Source organism: Pseudomonas sp. NBRC 111123 (assembly GCF_001320205.1).
GTDB lineage: Bacteria > Pseudomonadota > Gammaproteobacteria > Pseudomonadales > Pseudomonadaceae > Aquipseudomonas > Aquipseudomonas putida_J.
Window position 1 is genome coordinate 13,080 of the sequence record NZ_BCAZ01000045.1, and the last position, 25,595, is coordinate 38,674.

Here is a 25,595-nt window from a genome sequence, read left to right on the forward strand (position 1 = left end):
TGCAGGAGGCCGTGGTCGCGCATGACTGCTTTGTTTGTCGCAGTACCGCTATGACTGTCGAGAGCCAGCGCTAAGGATCAAACCGCGAGTGCCGCCTCTTGGCGTTCGACGCCAATACCCTGCAATAGCGTGGCGACATCCTCGATCAACTGCCCATCCTGCAGCAGCTCGAAATGGCCCCGGTCGCTGCTCAGGTGCCGCAGTGGCGTGCCGTAGTGCCCATCGATACTCGACCGCGCCGCCACTTCGCGCCCCGCCGCCCACCAGCAGGTGGGTTTCACTCGAGTGCCTGGCAATGCCTTCATGGCCATCGCTACTCGGTCCAGTTGCAGCGTGGTACGCACGAAGGCAACCCGCTCGGCGATGGCGAGGTCGACCAACACTGGCGCCGACAAGGTGCCAAGCACGGCCGCCATTGGCTCACCGAACAGCAGTCGCTCATCCTTTTCGGGCCCTTGCCAACCCATGCACAGCACTCGGCTGGCGTTCTCATCGGCGCCCAGCGCCAGCAGCAGGCTCAACAAGCGCTCATCCCAGCGCTGCTGTTGGTCGGCCTGCGGCAAGTAGCTGTCCAGCAGCCCGACGAAGGCCACCGCCTGGCCCTGTGCCTCCAGCTCACGCGCCACCTGCAACGCCAAGGCGCCGCCCAGCGACCAGCCGAGCAGGTAATAGGGCCCCTGCGGCTGCACGGCGCGGATGTAGTCGCAGTAGTCGATCGCCATGGACTCGACATCCCCGTCGACCCAGGCAGCATTGAACAGCATGCGGCACTGGATGCCGTGCACCGCCCATTGCGGCTGCAGCCGCCTGGCCAACGGCAGGTAGTCGAACACCGAGCCATGCACACCATGCAGGCAGAACAGCGGTGTGGCGCCCTGCTCCGGGGTGTTCAGCAATAGCATCGGGGGCTGGCTGGCAGCGCTTTGCAGGCGCCCGACCAACTCGCCGATACGCGGCGTGGTCATCAGATCGCGAAGGGTCATGGTGAACCCAGCCAGCGCTGCCACCCGCACCCGCCGTACCAGTTCCATGGCCAGCAGCGAGTTGCCGCCCAGTTCGAAGAAGCTGTCATCGAGCCCGACCTCTTCCACATCCAGCAGCTCGCCCCAGAGCTTCGCCAGGCTCACCTCCAATGGCGTGACCGGCGCGCGGTAGTGTTCGGAACGGTCCAGCACGGGGGCTGGCAAGGCATGCCGGTCGAGCTTGCCGTTGGGGTTCAGTGGCATGGCTGGCAGCACCAGCAGGTGCGCGGGCACCATGTACTCCGGCAAGGCCTGGCGCAACCGGGCAAGCACCTGGCCACGCAGCGCGGCATCCCACTGCAGCCCCGGCGCCAGCACCAGGTAAGCCACCAAGCGCGAACCACGCCCTTCGCCTGCCACGGCAACCACCGCTTCACGCACTTCATCCATGCCCATCAGGCACGATTCCACTTCGCCCAGTTCGATGCGGAAACCGCGTACCTTGACCTGGTGATCCACCCGGCCAAGGTACTCGACCACACCATCATGGCGCAGGCGCACCAGGTCGCCGGTACGGTAAAGGCGGCCACCTGGCGGGCCGAACGGGTCGGCGACGAAACGCTCGGCGGTCAGCCGCGGGCGCTGGTGGTAGCCGCGCGCCAGCCCTTCACCGCCGATGTAGAGTTCGCCCGGCACGCCTGCGGGCAACAGCTGCAGGTCGCTGCCCAGCACATAGGCGGAACGCGCGCCGACGGGAGTACCCACCGGCATGTACTGCGCATCGAACCCGCTGCCCAGGTGAACCGCCCACAGCAATGGCGTGATCACGGTCTCGGTCGGGCCATAGCCATTGATGATGCGCGGTGTGCGCAGCACCTGCTGGATCTGCTCGAAGGTGGCCCGGCTGGTGCCTTCCCCGCCCACGGTGTAGGAGCGAATGGGCAAGTCTGCACCCGCCTCGCCCAGATGCTCGGCCAGCTGCTGCAGGTAGCTGGGGGTGAAGCAGGTAATGGTGATGCCGTGCTCGGCAATCTCGCGCGCGCTGCGCTCGACATCCCAGGCATCGTTGTCGCGCAGCATCAGCATCGAACCGGAAACCAGCGGCACCAGCCAGCGCTCATGGGCGCCGTCGAAGTTGATCGAGGCGAACTGCAGCTCGCGGTCTTCGGGGGTCATGCCATAGCGCTCGGCAATGGCCAGGCAGTGCATGGCCAGTGGGCCGTGGGTGACCGCCACGCCTTTCGGCCGGCCGGTGGAGCCGGAGGTGTAGATCAGATAGGCCAGGTTGCCCGCCACCACCGGGTAATGGGCATCGTGCGCCGGGTAACCGTGCAGTTCGGCGCCATCCGCGCTCACCGGCAACACCGTGACACCGTCCGGCAGCGGCAGCTCGGTCAGCAGATGGGGCTGGGCCAGCACCAGGGCAACGCCGCTGTCCTCGATCATGTAGCTCAACCGCTCGCGCGGATGGGTCGGGTCCAGTGGCACATAGGCGCCGCCAGCCTTGAGCACGGCCAGCAAGGCAACCAGCATTTCGACAGAGCGCTCGAGCGCTATGCCCACGCGCACCTCCGGGCCTACACCCACCTCGTGCAGGCGCGCCGCCAGCCGGTTGGCCCACTGGTTGAGTTGCTGGTAATCGAGCTGCCTGCCCGCCACGACCAGCGCGGGGGCGTTGGGGCGCAGCTGGGCCTGTTGCTGTATCAGCCCGTGCACGGTACGCATTTCGGCGGCCATGCCCAGCCCAGGGTTCAAATCCTCCAGCTGCCAGCTGCGTTCGGCCTTGCTCAGCATGCACAGCTCGCCAAGCGGCTTGTCGTGCTCGGTGCTCATGCGCCACAACAGGTTCTGCCAATGGGCGAACATCTGCTGGGCGGTAGCGCCATCGAACAGGTCGGTGGCATAACTCAAGCTGGCACTGAGCTGACCGCCATGCTCCTGCGTGTCCAGTGCCAGGTCGAACTTGGCCCGTGAGGTCGGGGCGGGCAGCAGGGTCATCGACAGGCCTGCAAGCGCCGAGGCCCCCAGGTCATCGCCCATCACCTGGTGGTTGAACATGACCTGGAACAGCGGGTTGTGGCTGAGGTCGCGATGCGCCACCAGGCTATCGACCAGCGCTTCGAAAGGCAGGTCCTGGTTGGCCTGGGCGGCGAGCAAGGTGGTGCGGGTGTCGTGCAGCAGCTGCGCGGTGGTCAGGCCATCTTCAAGCCGACCGCGCAATACCAGGGTGTTGACGAAGAACCCCGTCAGCGGCTCCACTTCCGGCCGGTTGCGCCCCGCCGACGGCATGCCCACGCAGACATCGTTCTGCCCGCTGTAACGGCGCAGCAGCAGCTGGAACGACGCCAGCAGCACAGTCGACAACGTGCAGCCGTGCGCTTGGGCCAGGGCGACCAGGCGTTGGCGCAACGGCTCGTCCAGCGTGCCGGTCACCGCTTGGCCACGATGGCTGGGTACAGCTGGGCGTGGTCGATCGGTGGGCAGTTCCAGCACCGCAGGGGCATTGCTCAGTTGCTCCGTCCAGTAGGCCAACTGCCGCGGCCCCTCGCCCGCTTCGAGCAGTTGGCGCTGCCAGGCGGCGAAGTCGGCGTATTGAATGGCCAGCGCCGGGAGGTTGGCCTCGCGGCCTTCGCAGGCGGCCTGGTACAGCTGGATCAGTTCCCCGATCATCACTTGCATCGACCAGCCATCGGAGACGATGTGGTGCTGGGTGATTACCAGCACTCGGTCCGCCGCGCCGATTTCCAGCAGCAACACCCGCAGCAACGGGCCACGCTGCAGGTCGAAGGGCCGCACCCCTTCGCGGCTTACCGCCGCGGCGATGGCCTGGTCGTCGGCGCCTGGCAAGGCCACGTGCTCGATCGCCACCGGGGCTGCGGCGTGGATACGCTGCAGGGGTTCACCTTCGGCTGCCTCGAAGGTGGTGCGTAGCGGCTGGTGCCGCGCCACCAGCGTATCGAAACTCTTCTGCAGCGCGGCAAGGTCCAGTGGGCCTTCAAGGCGCAGCGCTGCCGGCATGTTGTAGGCGGCACTCTGTGGGTCCAGCTGCCAGAGGAACCACTGGCGCTGCTGGGCATGGGAAAGGCGTGGCTCGTCGCCTTCAGCCAGCGCCACGATGGGCAGGCGGCCCGGATCGATGCCTTTTTCCAGCAGGCGCTTGAACAGGGCCACGCGCTTGTCATGGCCCAGCCCGCTGATCCGCTGGACCAGCTCATTGCCCTGTTGGGTCCCTTGCTTAAGCATCAAATGCCTCCAATTCGTCCAGGGCGTCAAAAATGGCGTTGTAGTCTTGTTCTGCCGGGCCGGCGTTGCGCGACACCAGGGCAGCCAAGGCGCCGAGGTCGTCGGCGAGGTAGGCGTCCTGGATCGGCAATTCGACGGAAAACTCGGTCTTGATCCGGGAAACCAGGCGAACCATCAGCAACGAATGGCCGCCCAGTTCGAAGAAGTTGTCGTTGAGGCCAACCCGCTCGACCTTCAGCACCTCCTGCCAGATGGCAGCCAGGCGTTGCTCCAGCGCGCCCTGCGGCGCCAGGTACTCGCGCCGGGACTGGCCCAGCGCCGGTTTGGGCAGTGCCTTGCGGTCGAGCTTACCGTTGGGCGACAGCGGCATGCGCGCGAGCAGCACCCACTGGCTTGGCACCATGTAGTCCGGCAGCACGGCGGCCAGGTGCGCCTTGATCGCCGCCAGGCTGTCGCCCTGTTCGGCGACCAGATACGCCACCAGCTGACCTTCAGCGGCCACTACCACGGCTTCGCGCACGGCATCCTGTTCCTGCAGGCGCGCTTCGATCTCGCCCAGTTCGATGCGCAGGCCGCGAATCTTCACCTGGTGGTCGATACGCCCGGCGTATTCGATCACGCCATCCTCGCGCTGGCGCGCCAGGTCGCCGGTGCGGTACAGCCGCTGGCCAACAACGAACGGGCTGGTGACGAAACGCTCGGCCGTCAGCGACGGGCGGCGGTGGTAACCGCGGGCCAGGCCAATGCCGCCCAGGTACAGCTCACCGGTCACGCCAGGGCTGACCGGGTTCAGCTCGCCGTCCAGCACGTAAGTCTGCAGGTTGGCGATCGGCTGGCCGATCGGGACGGCATCCTTGCCTTCTTCGACGCACGTCCAGTGGGTGACGTCGATGGCCGCTTCGGTCGGGCCGTACAGGTTGTACAGGCCGCTTTGCGGCAGCAGTGCCAGGGTCTGGCGTTGCAGCTCCACCGGCAGTGCTTCGCCGGAGCAGATGATCCGTTGCAGCGAGGTGCAGCGGGCGGCGTTTTCGTCGCCGACAAAGGCCTGCAGCATCGACGGCACGAAGTGCAGCGTGCTGATCTGCTCGCGGGTGATCAGCTCGGCCAGGCGCGCCGGGTCGCGGTGGTCACCGGGCAGCGCCATCACCAGACGTGCGCCTTCCATCAGTGGCCAGAAGAATTCCCACACCGACACATCGAAGCTGAACGGCGTCTTCTGCAGCACGCTGTCATTGGCGCTGAGCTGATAGGCCTCCTGCATCCAGGCCAGGCGATTGTGCAATGCGACATGGCGGTTGCCCGCGCCTTTCGGTTTGCCGGTGGAGCCGGAGGTGTAGATGACGTAGGCGAGGTTCTCCGGGTGCATGGGCACATCCGGGTTGTGCGCGCCCTGAGCGCTCCAAGCCTCGGCCCGGTCCAGATCGAGCACGCTCAAGCCCTCGGGAATCGGCAGGCCGTCGCGCAGGTGCGACTGGGTCAACAGCAACGCGATGCCGCTGTCCTCGAACATGTAGGCCAGACGGTCCTGCGGGTAGTCCGGGTCCAACGGTACATAGGCGCCACCGGCCTTGAGGATCGCCAGCAGGCCGACCACCATTTCCACCGATCGCTCGGCGGCGATGCCGACCAGCACGTCCGGGCCCACGCCCATACCACGCAGGTACTGCGCTAGGCGATTGGCCTCGGTATTGAGTTCGGCGTAGCTCAGGGTGCGTTCGGCGAAGGTCAGAGCCGGCGCCTGCGGCTGTTGGATGACTTGCTGTTCGAACAGCTGATGCACATACGGCGTACCTGAGTATTCGCGTGCTGTGGCGTTCCAGCCTTTCACGATTCGCGAATGAGCCGCCGCATCGACCAGCCCGAAGCTGCCCAGCAAGGCTTGCGGCGCGCTGGCAAAGCCTTGCAGCAGATGGCGCAGCTCGGCCGCTATTTGCTGCACCTGCTCATGGCCGAAGACCTGGCGCTGGTAGGCGAAGGTCAGTTGCATCTGTTCGCGTGCTTCGGCAATCAGGGTCAGCGGGTAGCCGCTGTATTCCTGATAATCCAGGCCGGACAGACGCAGCCCGGCACTGCTGTCCGACAGGCTCTGGGCCAGCGGATAGTTCTCGAACACCAGCAGGCTGTCGAACAATGCCTCGCCATTACGCCCGGCCGCCGCCTGGATGGCATACAGCGGCAGGTATTCATACTCGCGCAAGCGCAGGTTGAGCGCCTGCACCTCACGCACCCAGTCGCCCACCGCCATCTGCCCTTGTGGCTCGGCGGCCACCGGCAGGGTGTTGATGAACAGGCCCAACTGCTGCTCGATACCTGGCAATTCCGCCGGGCGCCCGGACACGGTGGCACCGAAGCAAGGCCGACGTTGACCGGTGCGACGCTGCAACAGCAGCGCCCAGGCAGCCTGCAGCACGCTGTTGAGGGTGACTTGCTGGGCCTGCGCAAAGTGCTTCAGGGCCTGGCTCAGCACCTCGCCCAGCTCAAGCACCACCGCGCCCTGCCCGGACTGGCTGGCATCGCGGGTAGCGCCAAGCAGCGACGGCCCGTCGAGGTCGAGCAGCTGGGCTTTCCAGAACGCATCGGCGCCAGCGCGGTCCTGCTGCTGCAACCAGCCGAGGTAATCGCTGCGGGTGGCCTGCGTCAGCGCGGTAGGCTGCCCCGAGTAGGCCTGCATCACGGCGGCGAACAGCAACGAATTGCTCCAGCCGTCCATGAGAATGTGGTGGCTGCTGTAGATCAGGTGATGGCGCTGGGGCCCGGTGCGCACCAGCACCAGGCGCAGCAGCGGCGCCTGGCCAAGGTCGAAGGCGCGTGCCTGCTCGGCCTGCGCCAGCGCTTCGAGGCGGGCGTCGATATCGGCCTCGCCTGCCCAGTCGAAGCGCTCGACTGGCAGCTCGACATGGCGCAATACCACCTGGCGTGGCGCTTCCAGGCCCTGTTCCCAGACAAACGCGGCGCGCAGCGACTCATGCTGGTCCAGCGCCAGCTGCCAGGCCTGGATGAAACGCTCAGGGTCGAGGTCGTCGAGGTTCAGGCGCAGGCGGTTGACGTAACTGCTGGCCTGGCCGTCGTACAGGCTGTGGAACAGCATGCCTTCCTGCATCGGTGCCAGCGGGTAGATGTTCTCGACCTGGCGCAGGTCGACGGGCAGCGCATCCAGCTGCGCCTGGCTCAGGCCCGCCAGCGGGAAGTCGGCCGGGGTAGCGCCGCCGGCCTGGCTGTCGAGGCAATGGGCGACCAGCGCGGCCAGTTCTTGAGCGTAGTCGTCGGCCAGCTTGGCGATCACCGGTTCGTCGAACATCGCCTGGCTGAAGGTGAAGCCCAGCTCCAGTTCGCCGCCCAATACCTGGCCGTTGACGCTCAGCCAGTTGCCCAGCGGCGCGTCGGCCGCCTGGGTGGCGCCCACGCTTTCCATGGCGGGTGCGAACAGCCGGTCTTCACCGAAGCCCTGGTCGAACTGGCCGAGGTAGTTGAACGTCACCCGCGCTTGCGGCAACGCTTGCAGCACTGCCTGTTGCGCCGGGCTGCCAAGGTAACGCAGCACGCCATGACCGACCCCGCGCCCGGGCACGCCACGCAACTGCTCCTTGATGGCCTTGAGCGAGCCAGCCAGGCCGTCGGCCGGGGTCAGCGCCACCGGGAACAGGCTGGTGAACCAACCCACCGTGCGGCTCAGGTCCACGCCTTCGAACAGATCCTCACGGCCATGGCCTTCCAGCTGGACCAGCGCACTGCCCTGCCCGGTCCAACGGCACAGCACCCGCGCCAAAGCCGTGAGCAGCAGGTCGTTGACCTGTGTGCGATAGGCTGCCGGCGCCTGCTGCAGCAGGCTCTGGGTAATGTCGGCAGCCAGCCGGCAGCGCACGGTGCGTGCATGGCGTACCTGCAGGCTGACATCGCGGCGTGCAGCCGGCAGGTCGCCGCTGTGCCCCGTGAGGGTCGCTTGCCAGTAAGCCAGCTCTGCCTCGCGGGCAGGCTCATGCGCCCAGCCCACCAGGCGTTCGGCCCAGGCCTTGAATGCCGTGCCCTTCTCCGCCTGCGCGGGCGCGCGCCCGGCCAGCAGGGCAACGCAGGCCTGCTCCAGGTCTTCCAGCAGCACGCGCCAGGACACACCGTCGACCACCAGGTGATGAATCACCAGCAACAGGCGCTGCCCACCTTCGGCAAGGTCGCACAGCACTGCGCGCAGCAACGGCCCGTGAGCAAGGTCAAGGCTGCCCTGCGCCTCTTCTGCGATTGCCTGCAGTTGCTCAGCATCGGTCGCCTGACGATGCCAGAGCAGTCCGCCTGGCACGCCTGCACGGTACTCGGCACGCCAGCTGCCTTGCAGATTGCTGAAGGCCAGGCGCAGTGCGTCGTGCTGGTTGACCAGCAGCGTCAGCGCCTGCTCGACGATGTTCGCCGTCAACGCCTGGCGCGGTTGCAGCATCACCGCCTGGTTGTAATGCCCGGGCTGAGTCAGGGCCAGTTCGAAGAAGCGTGCCTGCACCGGCAGCAGCGGCATGCTGCCGCTGACCTGGGCAACAGCAGCGGGCTTGGCCACGGCAGCAGTCACTTTGGCAACCAGGGCCAGCTGGGCGATGGTCTGCCTCTCGAACAGCTGGCGCGGGCTGAGCTTGATCCCCTGGCGCTTGGCCCGGGCGATGATCTGCAGGCTGAGAATGGAGTCGCCACCAAGCTCGAAGAAGTTGTCTTCAACGCCGATATCTTTACGCTTGAGCACCGCTTGCCAGATGGCCAGCAGTTGCTCCTCCAGCGCTGTACTGGCAGCAACATGACGCTTGAGTTGCACCTGCGGCTGCGGCAATGCGCGGCGGTCCAGCTTGCCGTTGGCGGTCAGCGGCAGGCGTTCCAGCAACACTAGATGAGCCGGTACCAGATAGTCCGGCAGCAACGCCTGCAACTGCTCGCGCAGGGCCTCGACGCTTAGCGCGGGGTTGCCCGGCACGCACCAGCCGACCAGTTGCAACTGAGCCGGATCATCCCCTTGCGCAACCGCCAGTACCACGGCGTCATGCACCCCTGCCAGGCCACGCAGCACGCGGCCGACTTCCCCTGGCTCGACACGATAACCGCGGATCTTCACCTGGTCGTCGGCACGACCGAGGAAGTGCAGCAAGCCTGCGTTGTCGCGATGCACACGGTCACCGCTGCGGTACAGGCGCGTGCCCGGCGCACCAAACGGGTCGGGTACGAAACGTTCGGCGGTCAGCGCCGCCTGGCCCAGGTAGCCTTGCGCCAGGCTGTCGCCGCCAATGTACAGTTCGCCAGCAACACGCGCGGGCAGCACGTTGAGCACATCGTCCAGCACCCGCACGCTGGCACCCGGCAGCGCTGCGCCCAACGGTATCGCGTGCGGCGCTTCACCCTGCAGCTCGTGGGTCAGCACACCGACCGTGGTTTCGCTGGGGCCGTAGTGGTTGATGAAGCGGCAGCCCGGCTTGAGCTCGCGCACTTTCTGGTACAGCGCGGGTGAGCAGGCCTCACCGCCGACGATCAAGGCATGCCCGGGCAGCACCTCTGCCGCGTTGGCCGCCTGCAGCAGGCCATTGAGGTGGCTGGGGACGATCTTCAGCACACCAATGCGCTGTTCGGCCATATAAGCGGCGAAGGCATCGGGATCAAAGCCCAGTGCCTCCGGCAGCACATGCAGGGTGCGCCCGGAGCACAGGGCGCCGAACAGCACCGTATGACCAAGGTCGGCGGCAATGGTGGAAACCAGCGCCATGCTCACGTCCGCGGCCAGGTCCAGACGTTGCAGCAGCCCATCGACATAGCTGGCCAACGCGCCATGGCTGACCACCACCCCCTTCGGTTGACCGGTGGAGCCGGAGGTGTGGATCACATAGGCCGGTGCAGTTGCCAGTATCGCGGCGTGTGGCGCATTGCCCGTCAGCGAAGCCCAGCATTGCGGGGTGTAAGGTTGTACCTGGCAGCCTGGGGATGCCAAGGCCTCTTGGCGAGCCTCGGCAGAATCGCACAGCAGCACCGACGCGCCGCTGCGCTGCAGCATGCCTTGCAGGCGTTCGGTCGGCGCCTTGATGTCCAGCGGCATGTAGACGCCGCCCGCCTTGAGAATGCCCAACAGGCACACCAGCCAGTCCAGGGAGCGCTCCATCAGCACCGCAACCGGCGCACCCGCAGCGACGCCCAGGTCGCGCAGGTGATGGGCCAGGCGATTGGCCTGCTTGTCCAGTTCGGCATGGCCAAGCCGCTGCCCTGCACAGACCGCCGCAATGCCATCGGGCTGACGGCGCACCTGTTCATCCCAGCGCTGCAGGACCAGAGCCGGTTGCGCGCGCGGGCTGGCCACCTCTGGGGCAGGCGCCTTGACCAGGGTATGCAGCGGCGCCTCTGGTGCGGCCAGCAACGTCTCGAACAGTTCACGCAACACGACGATGAAGCCTTCGATGGTGGTGCGCTGATAGAGATCGCTGGCGTAAGTCATCTCGCCATGCACAAGGCTGCCATCGTCGGTGACGTCCAGGGCGAGGTCGAAGTGGGTACCTTCCTTGCGCAGCGCATACTCGCTGACGGCCAGCCCCGGCAGTTGCAGCGCGGTCTGCTTCTGCACGCCGACGTTCTGGTTGAACTTGGCCTGGAACAGCGGGTTGTGGCCAAGGCTGCGCTCCGGCGCCAGCACCTCCACCAGCTGCTCGAACGGCAACTCCTGATTGGCCTGGGCGGCGAAGGTCGCCTCGCGCACCCGCACCAGCAGTTCACCCAGCGACAAGCGCTCATCGACCACGCAGCGCAGCACCTGGGTGTTGACGAAGAAGCCGATCAAGCCTTCCACCTCTTCGCGCCCGCGGTTGGCGTTGGGCACACCGATGCGGATGTCGCGCTGGCCGCAATGGCGCGAAAGGAACAGCGCGTAGCCGGTCAGCATCAGCATGAACAGGGTCACGCCCTGGGCCCGGGCGGTATCGCGCAGGCGCTGCGACAGCGGCCCGCCGAAGTCGAATTTCAGGGTCTCGCCCTGCAGGCTCTGCACGGGCGGGCGCGGGAAGTCCGCAGCCACGTCGAGCAGGTGGTGTTCTTCACCCAACTGCTCGCGCCAGTGCTGCAACTGGCGCTCGCCCTCACCAGCCTCCAGCCAGCGGCGCTGCCACACGGCATAGTCGGCATACTGCAGCGGCAGCGCCGGCAGGCTTTGGGGGCCAGCCTGATAGCACTGGACGAACTCGCGGACCATCACGTCCATCGACCAGCCATCGGAAACGATGTGGTGCATGCACACCACCAGCACGTATTCATCCTGCCCCAGGCGGAACAGGCTGGCGCGCAGCAGCGGGCCATTGAGCAGGTCGAACGGGCGAGCCACTTCGTCCTCTACCAGGCGCGCCAGCTCGGCCTCGTCAGCCGTGCCGAGGTCGATACGCTGCAGGGCCATAGGCGCCGCCGCCAGCACCCGTTGCAGCGGCTGTTCGCCGTCGACCTGGAACACCGTGCGCAGCGCTTCGTGGCGCTCGATCAGGGCGTCGAAGGCGCCCTGCAAGCGGCTTTCGTCCAGGCCACCGCGCAGGCGCAGCCCGGCGGCCATGTTGTAGGCGGCGCTCTGCGGGTCGAGCTGCCAGAGGAACAGCAGCCGCTGCTGGGCGTAAGACAGCGGAATCGCCTCAAGGCCATGACGGCTGACCGGGATCGGCAGCAGGCCGAAATCCTTGCCATCCTGGCGCAGCTTGGCGAGGAACTGACGGCGTTGTTCGAGCGGCAACCCGATGAACTTCTCGGCGATACGCAGCGTAGTGTTGCGGGTCATGCTCAAACCTCCTCCAGTGAATTCATGAACGCTTCCATGTCGGCCCAGTCCTCGTCAGCGGTGCCGCCGAGGGCCTGCAGCTCTTCAGCCAGGGCGGCCAGGTGCGGGCGCTCGAACAGGCTGCGCATGGGCAGCGCGACACCCAGCTCGGACTTGATCCGGGCGATGACCTGGGCCGCCAGCAGCGAGTGCCCGCCAAGGTCGAAGAAGCTGTCGTCGAGACCGACGCGGGGCACCTGCAGGACTTCCATCCAGATCGCCGCCAGCTGTTGCTCCTGCTCGCTGACCGGCGCGCGGAAGCTGGCCTGCAACTGGCTCGGGTCGGGCGCGGGCAAGGCCTTGCGGTCAAGCTTGCCGCTGGGGGTCAGCGGCAGGTTGTTCAACAGCACCAGGTGCGAAGGGACCATGTAGTCCGGCAGCGTCGCGCGCAGGCTCTCGCGGATCGCCCGGCGCTGCGCTTCGTCACTGGCGCCATCGGCGTGGGTGACCACATAAGCCACCAGCTGCCGCCCGCCGGCCATGTCCAGGGCCAGCACCGCCGCCTCGCGCACACCTGGGCATTGCTGCAGGCGCATCTCGATTTCGCCAAGCTCGATACGGAAACCGCGCACCTTCACCTGGTGGTCGACTCGGCCGATGTACTCGATGGCACCGCTGGCATCGAAGCGGGCGCGGTCGCCGGTGCGGTACAGGCGCTCACCGGGCTTCTCAGGGTCGGGCAGGAAGCGTTCGGCGCTGAGCGCGGGCTGGCCGTGATAACCGCGTGCCAGGCCGGGCCCACCGATGTACAGCTCGCCGATGGCACCCGCTGGCACAGGCTGCATCTCGCCGTCGAGGATGCACAGGCACCGGCCGGCCAGGCCCTGGCCAATGGGGATACCGCGCCAGGACACATCCTGCGATGCCAGCGCCGTGCAGTCATGGATGCTTGACACTACCGTGGCCTCGGTCGGGCCATAGGTGTTGAGCAAGCGCACCCCGCCAAGGCCGGCGCGGCGCCACAGGTCGAGGCCATCGACTGCCATGGCTTCACCGCCGACATGCACCTGGCGCAGTCCGGCAAACGACTGTGGCGTAGCGCGGGCGAAGTCCTGCACCAGCATGTGCCAGTAGGCCGCCGGCAGGTCGGCGACAGTGATGCCGTGCTGCTGCAGCGCCTGCAGGAAGCTGGCGCTGTCCCACAGGCGGCTGTCGCGCAGCACCACGCGGGCGCCGACGCACAGCGGAGGGTAGAACTGCTCGACGAAGCCGTCGAAGCTGCAGGTGGCGAACTGCAGCACACGATCTTCCGCGGCCAGGCGCGAATAGTCGGTTGCCAGTTCGCAGAACTCGGCCAGCGCGCCATGGCTGATGGCGACGCCTTTGGGGCGGCCGGTGGAGCCGGAGGTGTAGATCACGTAGGCCAGGTTGCCGGGCTGCAGCGATACCGGTGGGGCATGCTCAGGCTGCTCGGCAAGCTCACCCTGCGCCTGATCCAGGCACACGACCTCGATGCCGTCAGCCTCTGGCAGCTGGCCGAGCACGTTCGATTGAGTGAGCAGCCAGCGCAGGCCGCTGTCGGCGAACACTTGGGCAATACGCTCGCTGGGTGCTTGCGGGTCCAGCGGCACATAAGCGCCACCGGCCTTCAGTACCGCCAGCAGGGCAACCCCCATGTCCAGCGAACGCTCCAGCGCTACACCGACCAGGGTCTCTGGGCCGACACCCGACTGCATCAGGCGTTGGGCCAGGCGGTTGCTGCGGCGCTCCAGCTCGGCGTAGCTCAGGCTGGCGCCCTGCCCTTCGCCGGCCAGCACCAGGGCAACCGCCTCGGGCGTGCGCGCTGCCTGTGCCTGGAAGCGCTGATGGGCCATTGCCGATGCCTGCGGAGCGGGTGCACGCAGCGCCCAATGCTGCAATTGGCGAGACTCTGCAACATCGAGCATTTGAAGCTCGCCGAGTCGGCATTGCGGGTCGGCGAGCACACTGTGCAGCAGGTTGCGCCAATGGCCGGCCATGCGCTCGACGGTGGCGGCATCGAACAGGTCGGTGGCGTAGGTGAAGGCGGCCAGCAAGCGTTCGCCTTCCTCGCGGGTTTCCAGCATCAGGTCACTGGCGGCGGCATGGCTGCGGGCACCGGCCACGCTCTGTTCGGCGTCAAGATGCGCCAGCTGCAGGCCGCAGCCCAGGCGCATGCCCTGGATGTCGGTGACCAGCGGCTGATGGTTGTACATGACTTGGAACAACGCGTTGTGGCTTTGGCTGCGGCTGGGCTGCAGCGCCTCCAGCAGCGCATCGAACGGCAGCTCCTGGTGGGCTTGCGCGCCCAGGGCGGTCTGACGCAGAGCTTGCAACAGCTGCGCGAAGGTCTGGCGGCCATCGAGCTGGCTGCGCAGCACTTGGGTATTGACGAAGAAGCCGATCAGCCCCTCGACCTCACCGCGGTTGCGGTTGGCAATCAGGCCGCCGACGCGGATATCGCCCTGCCCGCTGTAGCGGTACAGCAAGGTCTTGAAGGCCGCCAGCAGCACCACGAACAAGGTCACGCCCTGGCGCTGGGCCAGCGTCTTCAGGCCATTGCGCAGCTCGGCGTCGATAGCGAACTCCAGGCGCGCGCCGGCGTGGCTCGGCTGTGCCGGGCGTGGCCGGTCGGTGGGCAATTCCAGTGGCTCATGCTCCTCGCCCAGCTGCGCCCGCCAGTAGTCGAGCTGCCGCGCCTGCTCGCCGGCTTCCATCCAGCTGCGCTGCCACAGGGCGTAGTCGCGGTAGTGCACGGCTAGCCCCGGCAATTGGGCCTGGCGCCCAGCGCTGCGGGCGTCCAGGCAGCGCATGAACTCTTCGATGAGGATGTTCATCGACCAACCGTCGGCAATGATGTGATGCATGGTCAGCAGCAGCACATGCTCATCCGCCGCCAGGTGCAGCAACGCTACCCGCAGCAGCGGGCCCTGCTGCAGGTCGAACGGCAGGCCTGCTTCGCAGGCGACTTCTTCCCGGGTGCGCTGCAGGCGCTGGTCCGCATCCAGGGCGGTCAGGTCGACATGGCGAACCTGCACCTGCGCACCGTCACCGACATGCTGCAAGGCCTGCCCTTCGACTTCCTCAAAAGTGGTACGCAGGCACTCATGGCGCTGTACCAGATCGGCAAAGGCCAGCTCCAGCGCCTGATGATTCAGGCTGCCGAGCAGGCGTACGGCCCCTGGCAGGTTGTAGGCAGCGCTGCCCGGCTCAAGTTGCCAGAGGAACCACATGCGCTGCTGGGCATAGGAGAGCTGGTCGCGGCCGGCGACACCGCTGCAGTCGGGGATGGGATAGCGGGTGAAATCGACCTGCTCGTCGCGCAGGGCGGCGAAGAAGACACGGCGTTTTTCCAGCGGCAGTTCAATGAAGCGGCGCGCCAGCTTCAGGGATTGATCGAGGGTGCTCATAGGTCGTCCGAACCGGTGATGGGAGCCGCCCTGGGCTCCGCGATACCTGTTGAACGAATGGTTCCGGCTTGCATTTAGGCGCTGTTGGCAAAACCTGTGGCGCCCCTTTGGCAACCGCGCGCCGGTGCGCCCGAAGACGTGCCGGCAGTCGCTGCACTGCTTGCGCGGCTCAGCCCGCGCCGTGCCCCTCGGCCATGGCCACGATGACCTTGCGCTTGCCGGTGAAGGTGCTGCGGGCATGGGCGGCGAGCATGTTATCGAGCATCAGCACATCGCCCTCCTGCCACGGGAAGGCGATGGTGCACTCATCCAGCACGCCGCGCACTTCGTCGAGGATCGAGTCTTCGATGGCTGAACCGTCGCCGTAATAGACGTTGCGTGGCAGGTCTTGCTCGTCGACGATTTCCAGCAGGCTCTCACGCACTTCGGGCGGCAGGTTGGACACATGGAACAGGTGCGCCTGGTTGAACCACACATCCTCACCGGTACGTGGGTGGCGGGCCACTGCCTGGCAGATCTGGCGGGTGCGCAGTTCACCGTCATCCTTCCAGTCGCAGGTGATCGCATGGCGTTGGCAGTAGGCCTCCACCACCGCCGGGTCGTCGCTGTTGAATACCTGTTCCCAAGGCACGTCCAGGCCATTGCCGAAGTTGCGCACGTACATCAGCCCATGGCGATTGAAACGTTCGTGAATGCGCCGGTCGATACGGCGGAACACTTCGCGGCTATCGGCGATTGGCGTTTCCCCTCCGCTCTGGGCAGCGATCATGCTGTAGAACCAGATCTTCATCGGCCATTCGCGGGTGTAGGCCTGCTCGTTGTGCAGCGGGATTTTCTGGTGCGGAGGGTACTCGGTGGAGGTGTATACACCTTGGGTGACGTTGCTGCGCGGGGTAGAGCCGAACTCGTAATTCAGCAACGCGTGGCCGAAGCCGCCGGCGAAACTGCGGAAGGCCTCGGCGCCACCCACGTCGAAGCCGCGAAAAAGGATGCCACCGGCATCGAGCAAGTGGCGGTCGACCAACTCGCGAATCGGCTCCAGCGCCTCATTGAGGTCCAGGCCGGCGTGGGGCGCCTCGACCAGCAGGGGCAAGTTGCGCTGGCCGGGCAGCAGTGGCCGGGCAAGCAGTTCCAGTATGGCGCTCATGGCTTCCCCCTTACGGCGGCGGGCCGTAGCGGGCTGAGCAGCAATTGAATGGCAACAGGCAGCGCCTGGCTGGCCTTGAAGCAGGTGGCGGCATGCATCCTTCGACCCTCGATAAAATGACAGCGAGCTCAGGTTCCGGCGCGCAGCGCACGTCGGCCTTGTGCAGAGGAAACGAGGGGCAGAGGGAGGGATTTAGCGTGGATGGCGTCCCCGGCAGGAATCGAACCTGCACCAGAGTCTTAGGAGGACCCCGTTCTATCCATTAAACTACAGGGACTGAAACCCGTCGGCGATTTTGCTGAGCTGAATGCAGCATTAGCGCGACGGCGAGCATGTTAACCAGCGCGCCACCGTTTGTCATGCCTGAATCGGGCTTTTTGCACGTAGGTTTTTTCTGGGGGCGATCAGGCAATCAACTTTTCCTGACGCAGCAGTTCGAACAAGGCAGTAACCGCCGCAGCCAGATCACCTGAATTGTCGAGCGTGTGGACCGAAGGCGCAGCCTCCAGTTGAAGCCGGGCATTGCGCGCCAGGCGCTGGTCGACCTGCTCTGGGGTTTCCCGCCCGCGGGCGAGCAAGCGTTCACGCAGCACCTCGGGTTGCACGTCGAGGCACACAGCCAGCAGATTCGGGTATCGCTCGCGCGCGGCGGGCAGATAGGCCCGCGAGCCATTGACCAGCACTGAGCGCCCTTGCGCCAACCACTGATCCACCTGGGCCGGAATCCCGTACTCCAAGCCATTGGCCTGCCAGTGCATGGCGAATGCGCCTGCCTCGCGCAGCTGCGCGAAGCGTTCCGCGCTCACGCCGTGGGCCTCTTCACCCTTGGCCTCGGCCGAGCGCGTGATGACCCGACGGGCAATTTCTACCCCAGCGGCAGACAAATGCGCACGAGAAGCATTGATCAGGGAATCTTTTCCCGAACCCGATGGTCCTACCAGAAATATCAGGCGGCCTGAGGCTCCATCTCGGGCGCTTGCGTCATGTTGCATAGCCACTATGCTCTATGGAAGGAAACCCGCGCATTCTAGGTGTTTTCTGCAACTTTTGCTGCGTTTTACAGGTTTTTGACGGCAAAAGGCTGACGGTAAAGCGGGTTGGATAATGAAAAACTTTTCAAACCAGTGCTCATTTCTGATAATTGGTACTGGCAAAAAGCCTTTATCCAGCTCACTATTTGTCACAGAATTGACGCCAAGGAAACGGCGACCATGAGGCAAGATGACCATCCAAATTTCCATGACGGTTGAACATTTTGTCGTCGCCACGGTCGTACTTCCACCCCGTGCGGCCAATTTGAGAACCGCTTCCCCTGAACCAGTAAATCCGGTCAATTTATATGCGCCCAATGAAACAGGCTATTTATTCGAGCCGCACCGCTGACAAGTTCGTCGTCCGCCTGCCAGACGGGATGCGTGAGCGCATTGCCGAGGTAGCGCGCAACCATCACCGCAGCATGAACTCCGAAATCATCGCGCGCCTGGAGCAGAGCCTTATCCAGGAAGGCGCGCTGGGCGACGAGCTGAGCATGCGCCTGGACAGCCCGGAGCTGTCGCTGCACGAGCGTGAGCTCCTGCAACGTTTCCGCCAGCTGTCTCACCGCCAGCAGAATGCACTGGTGGCCCTCATCGCTCACGATGTGGAAATGGCCGCCGACGCCTCCTGAGGCCGGCAGCAAGCAGACACGAAAAAGCCAGCGTAAGCTGGCTTTTTTCGTTGTGCTTTGTCGGGTCTTTAGCGCGGCTCCCCCACCACTCCCGCCAACGTCAACTCCTCAGAGCAGGAAGAGCGTTGCCAAGCCCAGGAAGATGAAGAAGCCGCCGCTGTCGGTCACGGCAGTGATCATCACGCTTGACCCCATTGCCGGGTCGCGCCCCAGGCGCGTCAGGGTCATCGGGATGAGCACGCCCATCAACGCCGCCAGCAACAGGTTCAAGGTCATCGCCGCAGTCATTACCACGCCCAGTGACCAGCTGCCATACAGCCAGAACGCCACCGCACCAATCACCCCACCCCAGATCAGGCCATTGAGCAGCCCTACCGCCAGCTCCTTGCGCATCAGCCGGCTGGTATTGCCAGGCGATACCTGGTCCAGCGCCATGGCACGGACGATCATGGTAATGGTCTGGTTACCCGAGTTGCCGCCAATACCGGCAACGATGGGCATCAGCGCAGCCAGCGCCACCAGTTTCTCGATCGAACCTTCGAACAGGCCGATCACCCGCGAGGCGACGAAGGCGGTAATCAGGTTGATCGCCAGCCACGCCCAGCGGTTGCGCAGAGAGCGCCAGACCGAGGCGAAGATATCTTCCTCCTCACGCAGACCCGCCATGTTGAGGACTTCGCTTTCGCTCTCCTCGCGAATCAGGTCGACCATTTCGTCGATGGTCAGACGGCCGATCAGGCGATCACTCTTGTCCACCACAGGTGCCGAAACCAGGTCATAACGCTCGAAGGCCTGGGCGGCGTCGTAGGCATCTTCCTCAGGGTGGAAAGACACGGGGTCGGTTGCCATGACCTCCGCCACTTTCTTCTCTGGGTCGTTGACCAGCAGGCGCTTGATCGGCAGCACGCCCTTGAGGATGCCTTCATAGTCGACCACGAACAGTTTGTCGGTGTGGTTGGGCAGCTCTTTCAGGCGGCGCAGGTAACGCAGCACCACTTCCAGGCTGACGTCTTCGCGGATGGTGACCATCTCGAAGTCCATCAGCGCACCGACCTGCTCTTCGTCGTAGCTCAGTGCCGAGCGCACACGCTCGCGCTGCTGGGCATCGAGGCTTTCCATCAGCTCGTGAACCACGTCACGCGGCAGCTCTGGCGCCAGGTCAGCCAGTTCGTCGGCGTCCATTTCCTTGGCCGCAGCCAGGATCTCGTGATCGTCCATGTCGGCGATCAGCGATTGACGAACAGAGTCGGAAACTTCGAGGAGGATGTCGCCATCGCGATCCGAGCGCACCAGCTGCCAGACCGTCAGGCGGTCCTGCAGAGGCAAGGCTTCGAGGATGTAGGCGATGTCTGCCGGGTGCAGATCGTCGAGCTTGCGTTGCAACTCGACCAGATTCTGACGGTGGACGAGGTTTTCCACCAGGTCATTGTGCTGACCTTCCTGACGATGAGTCAGGTCTTCTACCACGCGTTGGCGCTGCAACAGTTCGACCACCTGGGCCAGGCGATCCTGCAGGCTCTCTTGAGCTTTCTTTACTTCTACTTCAGTCATAGGCGAACTCCACTCCCAGCAGCGGAGCACGCCGGGAGAATCAATCAGTCAGATCTAGCTGTATGAATCTTGTTAGGGAGTAACTACTGGGTAAGTCCATGGTGGTTTTCCACAAGCCCCGGCGGGGCTGACGGGCGCAATCATACACTGCCTTAGCTGCCAGATCGCTTAAAATTTTGGCCAGAACAATCGTTTGCGTGATAAAGCTGGGACAACGCTCGAAGCCATCAGTGCGACGGCAGGCGCGCAATTAAAAACACATGCGCCGCGCAAAAGTCTGCCGGGCTGGTTTCTGTGCAGTCTAGTAGGCATCACTGACAACGCAGTGAAACAGAAAACAAAAAGCCCGCTCAATTGAGCGGGCTTCTTGACTGTATGGCGGACTCAGCAGGATTCGAACCTGCGACCGCTCGGTTCGTAGCCGAGTACTCTATCCAGCTGAGCTATGAGTCCGTGGTGGTAGTTTTAGACCAGATTACCACTGGTGGGTGAAGCGACTTTGCAAGCAGAGCCACTTCAAAAGTGGCGGACTCAGCAGGATTCGAACCTGCGACCGCTCGGTTCGTAGCCGAGTACTCTATCCAGCTGAGCTATGAGTCCGTGGTTGGCAGTTTTAAACCAGATACCGCTGGCGGGTGAAACAGCTTTGCAAGCAAAGCCACTTCAAAAGTGGCGGACTCAGCAGGATTCGAACCTGCGACCGCTCGGTTCGTAGCCGAGTACTCTATCCAGCTGAGCTATGAGTCCGTCGTTGGTAGTTTTAGACCAGATTACCACTGGTGATTTGAAGCAGCTTTGAAAGCAAAGCCACTTCAAAAGTGGCGGACTCAGCAGGATTCGAACCTGCGACCGCTCGGTTCGTAGCCGAGTACTCTATCCAGCTGAGCTATGAGTCCGTGTCTTGCCGCGCATGATAGTTCGCTGAAACATTTTTGCAAGAACTTTTTCGTTTAACTTCAACGACTTAGCGTTCCTGCCGCTTACAGCGCCCTACGCAAATAATGGCGGTGAAGGGGGGATTCGAACCCCCGATACCCTTATGAGGTATACTCCCTTAGCAGGGGAGCGCCTTCGGCCACTCGGCCACCTCACCGCAACACGAGGCGAATATTAAAGAACCTCTTTCACCTTTGCAACCCTTTTTTTGAAAAAAACTTCAAAAAAATTAAAGGCTTGGCTCTTCATCCTTCTCCTTCTTGATCCGCAGGTAGATTTCCTCTCGGTGAACAGCCACTTCCTTCGGGGCGCTGACGCCAATACGCACCTGGTTGCCTTTGACGCCGAGCACCGTCACGGTGATCTCGCCGTCTCCAATGATCAGGCTCTCGGCGCACCGACGAGTCAGAATCAACATAGCTTTCTCCTTACGCAAAACATTCAGGGATTACAGTCTTGGGATGTCAGGGCCTTGCCGTGGGCCACGGCACAGGGCCTGGATGATCGCCCCGCCGGCAGGACAGGGCCTGCGTGGCGACCAGAAACGCGAAGGGCGCGGCTAAGCCGCGCCCTCCAGGCAAGGCGTTACTCGCCCTGTCGGGCCGGAGCGTCGAGCTCGAACGCGGTGTGCAGCGCACGTACGGCCAGCTCCAGGTACTTTTCTTCGATGACCACCGAGACCTTGATTTCGGACGTGGAGATCATCTGGATGTTGATGCTCTCCTTGGCCAGGGCTTCGAACATGCGGCTGGCTACGCCCGCGTGGGAGCGCATGCCAACGCCGACGATCGACACCTTGGCGATCTTGGTGTCGCCGATCACTTCACGGGCACCGATTTCACGTGCGGTGTTTTCCAGCACGCTGTAGGCCTTCTCGTACTCGTTGCGGTGCACGGTGAAGGTGAAGTCGGTGGTGTTATCGTGCGAAACGTTCTGCACGATCATGTCCACTTCGATGTTCGAAGCGCTGATCGGGCCGAGGATCTTGAAGGCAACGCCCGGGGTGTCCGGCACGCCACGAATGGTCAGCTTGGCCTCATCACGGTTGAAGGCGATACCGGAAATGATCGGCTGTTCCATGGATTCCTCTTCATCAATGGTAATGAGGGTACCTGGACCCTCCTTGAAGCTGTGCAGCACGCGCAGCGGAACGTTGTACTTGCCGGCGAACTCCACCGAGCGGATCTGCAGCACCTTGGAACCGAGGCTGGCCATTTCCAGCATCTCTTCAAAGGTGATCTTCTCCAGGCGGCGGGCCTGCGGCACGACGCGCGGGTCGGTGGTGTAGACGCCATCGACGTCGGTGTAGATCTGGCACTCGTCAGCCTTGAGCGCAGCCGCCAGCGCCACGCCGGTGGTGTCGGAGCCACCACGGCCGAGGGTAGTGATGCTGCCGTGCTCGTCGACACCCTGGAAACCGGCCACCACGACCACGCGACCTTCCTTGAGGTCGGCACGGATCTTCTGGTCATCGATCTGCAGGATGCGCGCCTTGTTGTGCGCGCTGTCGGTGAGGATGCGCACCTGGTTGCCGGTGTAGGACACCGCTGGCACACCGCGCTTGATCAAGGCCATGGTCAGCAGAGCAATGGTGACCTGCTCACCGGTCGACACGATCACATCCAATTCACGCGGAACCGGCTGATCGGTGATCTGCTTGGCCAGATCGATCAGGCGATTGGTTTCACCGCTCATGGCCGACAGCACAACCACCAGGTCGTCGCCCGCTTCACGGTGTTTCTTGACCTTTTCGGCTACCTGCTCGATCCGCTCGATGGAACCGACAGAGGTGCCGCCAAATTTCTGTACGATCAACGCCATTTCAATGGTGCCTCAGCCCATACCGGGCCTCAAAAAAACCATCCAACATGAAGGAGCCGGCGAGGTGGCCTGTGTGGCCAATTCTTGCACTCAAATTCGGCACCAGGATTCACCTCGCAGCGTTGCCACTCCTCGCCGTAGCCCAGCTACGACTCGTCGCGGCGCCTTGCGCGGCAAACCCTGGCACTCGAATTTGAGCACAAGAATTAGCCGTACAGGCCACTAGACCGCCGGCCCCTTCATCTCAAAGTCCCTGCTCTGCAAACGGCACGGCCAGCGCCAGGGCCTGGTCCAGTGCAGCGACGTCGACGCCACCGCCCTGGGCCATGTCCGGACGGCCACCGCCCTTGCCACCCACTGCCGCAGCGGCTTGTTTCATCAGGTCACCAGCCTTGAGTTGGCTGGAGAGGTCTTTGGTCACGCCGGCCACCAGCACGACCTTGCCCTCATGCTCGCTGCCCAGCAGGATCACTGCGTGGCCGAGCTTGTTCTTCAACTGATCGACCAGGGCCAGCAGGGCCTTGCCATCCTGCCCATCCAGGCGAGCGGCAAGCACCTTGGCACCCTTGACCTCAACGGCCGCATTGGAGAGATCGTCCCCGGCGGCGCTGGCGGCCTTGGCCTGCAGCTGCTCGAGCTGCTTTTCCAGCTGACGGTTGCGCTCAAGCACAGCCGACAGCTTGTCGATCAGGTTGTCACGGTTGCCTTTGACCAACTGCGCGGCTTCCTTGACCTGCTCTTCGGCAGCATTCAGGTAGGCCAGTGCAGAGGCACCGGTAACCGCTTCGATACGGCGTACGCCCGAGGCCACGCCGCCTTCGCTGATGATCTTGAACAGGCTGATATCGCCGGTGCGCTTGGCGTGGATACCACCGCACAGCTCGACGGAGAAGTCGCCGCCCATGCTCAGCACGCGCACGGTATCACCGTACTTCTCGCCAAACAGGGCCATGGCACCCTTGGCCTTGGCGGTTTCGATATCGGTCAGCTCGGTTTCAACCGGGGTGTTCTTGCGCACTTCACGGTTGACGATGTCTTCCAGGGCCTTGATCTGCGCAGGCGTTACCGCTTCGAAGTGGCTGAAGTCGAAACGCAGGCGCTGGCTGTCGACCAGCGATCCCTTCTGCTGCACGTGCTCGCCCAGGACCTGGCGCAGCGCTTCGTGCAGCAGGTGAGTGGCCGAGTGGTTCAGCGAGGTGGCGTGCTGCACGTCGGCATCGACCTTGGCCTCGACTGGCGAGCCGATGACCAGTGCACCGCTGGCGACCACGCCGTGGTGCAGGAAGGCACCGCCGGTCTTGGTGGTGTCGCGCACATCGAAACGTGCAGCGCCGGCCTGCAGGAAGCCGCTGTCACCGACCTGGCCGCCGGATTCGGCGTAGAACGGCGTGCGATCGAGGACCACGACGCCCTGCTCGCCTTCACCCAGCTGATCGACGGACTGGCCGTCCTTGTACAGGGCGATGATCTTGCCCTGGCCTTCGGTGGCGTCATAACCGAGGAACTCGGTGGCGCTGTCGACCTTGACCAGGCTGTTGTAATCCATGCCGAAGCTGCTGGCGGAACGGGCACGCTCGCGCTGGGCTTCCATTTCACGCTCGAAGCCGGCTTCGTCGATGGTCAGCTCGCGCTCACGGGCGATGTCGGCGGTGAGGTCCATCGGGAAGCCGTAGGTGTCGTACAGTTTGAACACCACGTCGCCCGGGACCACGTCGCCCTTGAGTTGCGCCAGGTCCTGCTCGAGGATGCGCAGGCCCTGCTCCAGGGTCTTGGCGAACTGCTCTTCTTCAGCCTTGAGCACACGCTCGATGTGCGCTTGCTGGTTCTTCAGCTCTGGGAAGGCCTCGCCCATCTCGGCGGCCAGGGCAGCGACGATCTGGTAGAAGAAGCTGCCCTTGGCGCCCAGCTTGTTGCCGTGGCGGCAAGCGCGGCGAATGATGCGGCGCAGCACGTAGCCACGGCCTTCGTTGGACGGCAGCACGCCGTCGGCAATCAGGAAGCCGCAGGAACGGATGTGGTCGGCAACCACTTTCAGCGATGCCTGGCCGTCGTTGCTGCAACCGATGGCCTTGGCCGCGGCAGACAGCAGGTTCTGGAACAGATCGATCTCGTAGTTCGAGTGCACGTGCTGCATGACCGCACTGATGCGCTCCAGGCCCATGCCGGTATCGACCGACGGCGCTGGCAGCGGATGCAGTACGCCATCGGCAGTGCGGTTGAACTGCATGAAGACGTTGTTCCAGATCTCGATGTAGCGGTCGCCGTCTTCTTCCGGCGAGCCGGGTGGGCCGCCCCAGATGTCGGCGCCGTGGTCGTAGAAGATCTCGGTGCACGGGCCGCACGGGCCGGTGTCGCCCATGGTCCAGAAGTTGTCGGAGGCGTACGGGGCGCCTTTGTTGTCACCGATGCGCACCATGCGCTCGGCCGGCACGCCGACTTCCTTGGTCCAGATGTCGTAGGCTTCGTCGTCAGAGGCGTAGACGGTGACCCAGAGCTTTTCCTTGGGCAGGTTCAACCACTGCTCAGACGTCAGGAAGGTCCAGGCGAAGGTGATGGCGTCGCGCTTGAAGTAGTCACCGAAGCTGAAGTTGCCCAGCATTTCGAAGAAGGTGTGGTGACGCGCGGTATAACCGACGTTTTCCAGGTCGTTGTGCTTGCCACCGGCACGCACGCACTTCTGGCTGCTGACTGCGCGGGTGTAGGCACGCTTCTCGGCACCGAGGAAGCAGTCCTTGAACTGGTTCATGCCAGCGTTGGTGAACAGCAGGGTCGGGTCGTTGTTCGGGATCAGCGAACTGGAGGCGACTCGGGTATGGCCCTGCTCTTCGAAGAAGCGAAGGAAGGCTTCACGGATTTCTGCGCTTTTCATAGGTTCTTCCACGGAAACGGCGGCCCTTGGGGGCAAACACGTCGACGAAACGACGGCAAAGGGCCGCATTATATCGGTCCTGCAATCTCGGTGCAGTGTGTTTATGCGATAGAAAGCGTCGATTGGACGGCTTTTAAGGCGCCTGCAAAACAAAATGACATGGGCGGATGCTAAATGCAGCCTTTCGCCACTGGCAAGCCAATTACCGCCCAAGGGAAGGGAAAATGGAACAGG

At 64.2% G+C, this 25,595-nt stretch carries 10 protein-coding genes and 6 tRNA genes; 1 reads left to right on the forward strand and 15 read right to left on the reverse strand.

Annotated elements, in window-relative coordinates; translation table 11 throughout:
• Window positions 1-77: 77 nt before the first annotated feature.
• From APH27_RS20200 to phnN, 6 genes are all read right to left on the reverse strand, one after another.
• A complete protein-coding gene (locus tag APH27_RS20200; RefSeq protein ID WP_060485735.1) occupies window positions 78-4,205 on the reverse strand; it encodes a non-ribosomal peptide synthetase in 4,128 nt (1,375 codons plus the stop codon).
• Window positions 4,198-11,964 carry a non-ribosomal peptide synthetase gene (locus APH27_RS20205; protein ID WP_060485736.1) on the reverse strand — a complete coding sequence of 2,589 codons (7,767 nt, stop codon included), beginning with the start codon at window positions 11,962-11,964 and terminating at the stop codon, window positions 4,198-4,200. The genes APH27_RS20200 and APH27_RS20205 overlap by 8 nt, the downstream gene beginning before the upstream one ends.
• Before the next feature lie 2 nt (window positions 11,965-11,966).
• Window positions 11,967-15,371, reverse strand: coding sequence for a non-ribosomal peptide synthetase (locus tag APH27_RS20210; RefSeq protein ID WP_060485737.1), 3,405 nt, complete (start codon window positions 15,369-15,371; stop codon window positions 11,967-11,969).
• Between the two features lie 169 nt (window positions 15,372-15,540).
• Window positions 15,541-16,518 carry a TauD/TfdA family dioxygenase gene (locus tag APH27_RS20215; protein ID WP_027921103.1) on the reverse strand — a complete coding sequence of 326 codons (978 nt, stop codon included), beginning with the start codon at window positions 16,516-16,518 and terminating at the stop codon, window positions 15,541-15,543.
• 202 nt (window positions 16,519-16,720) lie between these two features.
• A tRNA-Arg gene (locus APH27_RS20220) sits at window positions 16,721-16,795 on the reverse strand.
• A gap of 127 nt (window positions 16,796-16,922) precedes the next feature.
• The gene (phnN, locus tag APH27_RS20225) at window positions 16,923-17,510 is read right to left on the reverse strand and encodes a phosphonate metabolism protein/1,5-bisphosphokinase (PRPP-forming) PhnN (protein ID WP_060485738.1); all 588 of its coding nucleotides are present in this window, start codon (window positions 17,508-17,510) and stop codon (window positions 16,923-16,925) included.
• Window positions 17,511-17,857: 347 nt separating this feature from the next.
• Here phnN and APH27_RS20230 point away from each other — a divergent pair, with 347 nt between their 5' ends.
• Window positions 17,858-18,184: an Arc family DNA-binding protein gene (locus tag APH27_RS20230; protein WP_003254499.1), complete on the forward strand. Its 327-nt coding sequence runs from the start codon at window positions 17,858-17,860 to the stop codon at window positions 18,182-18,184.
• A gap of 108 nt (window positions 18,185-18,292) precedes the next feature.
• Here APH27_RS20230 and mgtE read toward each other — a convergent pair whose 3' ends face one another.
• The 9 genes from mgtE to alaS all read right to left on the reverse strand — a co-directional run bounded on the left by mgtE (window position 18,293) and on the right by alaS (window position 25,361).
• The gene (gene mgtE / locus APH27_RS20235; protein ID WP_027921101.1) at window positions 18,293-19,735 is read right to left on the reverse strand and encodes a magnesium transporter; all 1,443 of its coding nucleotides are present in this window, start codon (window positions 19,733-19,735) and stop codon (window positions 18,293-18,295) included.
• A gap of 376 nt (window positions 19,736-20,111) precedes the next feature.
• Window positions 20,112-20,188: transfer RNA gene (locus APH27_RS20240), tRNA-Arg, on the reverse strand.
• Window positions 20,189-20,258: 70 nt separating this feature from the next.
• Window positions 20,259-20,335 (reverse strand) — tRNA-Arg (locus tag APH27_RS20245).
• Window positions 20,336-20,405: 70 nt separating this feature from the next.
• Window positions 20,406-20,482, reverse strand: a tRNA-Arg gene (locus tag APH27_RS20250).
• 72 nt (window positions 20,483-20,554) lie between these two features.
• Window positions 20,555-20,631: transfer RNA gene (locus APH27_RS20255), tRNA-Arg, on the reverse strand.
• Window positions 20,632-20,737: 106 nt separating this feature from the next.
• Window positions 20,738-20,828 (reverse strand) — tRNA-Ser (locus APH27_RS20260).
• Between the two features lie 72 nt (window positions 20,829-20,900).
• Window positions 20,901-21,089, reverse strand: coding sequence for a carbon storage regulator CsrA (csrA, locus tag APH27_RS20265; protein ID WP_003254503.1), 189 nt, complete (start codon window positions 21,087-21,089; stop codon window positions 20,901-20,903).
• A 167-nt stretch (window positions 21,090-21,256) separates the two neighbouring features.
• Entirely contained in the window at window positions 21,257-22,492 is a 1,236-nt protein-coding gene (locus APH27_RS20270; RefSeq protein ID WP_027921100.1) for an aspartate kinase, read from the reverse strand.
• A gap of 244 nt (window positions 22,493-22,736) precedes the next feature.
• On the reverse strand, window positions 22,737-25,361 hold the full coding sequence (gene alaS / locus APH27_RS20275) for an alanine--tRNA ligase (RefSeq protein WP_060485739.1): 2,625 nt from the start codon (window positions 25,359-25,361) through the stop codon (window positions 22,737-22,739).
• Between the last annotated feature and the right edge of the window lie 234 nt (window positions 25,362-25,595).

Excerpts from the sequence above, each read along its gene's own strand:
- APH27_RS20200 (WP_060485735.1), bottom strand. The coding sequence starts at position 4,205 with ATGCTTAAGCAAGGGACCCAACAGGGCAATGAGCTGGTCCAGCGGATC.
- APH27_RS20205 (WP_060485736.1), bottom strand. The coding sequence starts at position 11,964 with ATGACCCGCAACACTACGCTGCGTATCGCCGAGAAGTTCATCGGGTTG.
- APH27_RS20210 (WP_060485737.1), bottom strand. The coding sequence starts at position 15,371 with ATGAGCACCCTCGATCAATCCCTGAAGCTGGCGCGCCGCTTCATTGAA.
- APH27_RS20215 (WP_027921103.1), bottom strand. The coding sequence starts at position 16,518 with ATGAGCGCCATACTGGAACTGCTTGCCCGGCCACTGCTGCCCGGCCAG.
- phnN (WP_060485738.1), bottom strand. The coding sequence starts at position 17,510 with ATGCAACATGACGCAAGCGCCCGAGATGGAGCCTCAGGCCGCCTGATA.
- APH27_RS20230 (WP_003254499.1), top strand. The coding sequence starts at position 17,858 with ATGCGCCCAATGAAACAGGCTATTTATTCGAGCCGCACCGCTGACAAG.
- mgtE (WP_027921101.1), bottom strand. The coding sequence starts at position 19,735 with ATGACTGAAGTAGAAGTAAAGAAAGCTCAAGAGAGCCTGCAGGATCGC.
- csrA (WP_003254503.1), bottom strand. The coding sequence starts at position 21,089 with ATGTTGATTCTGACTCGTCGGTGCGCCGAGAGCCTGATCATTGGAGAC.
- APH27_RS20270 (WP_027921100.1), bottom strand. The coding sequence starts at position 22,492 with ATGGCGTTGATCGTACAGAAATTTGGCGGCACCTCTGTCGGTTCCATC.
- alaS (WP_060485739.1), bottom strand. The coding sequence starts at position 25,361 with ATGAAAAGCGCAGAAATCCGTGAAGCCTTCCTTCGCTTCTTCGAAGAG.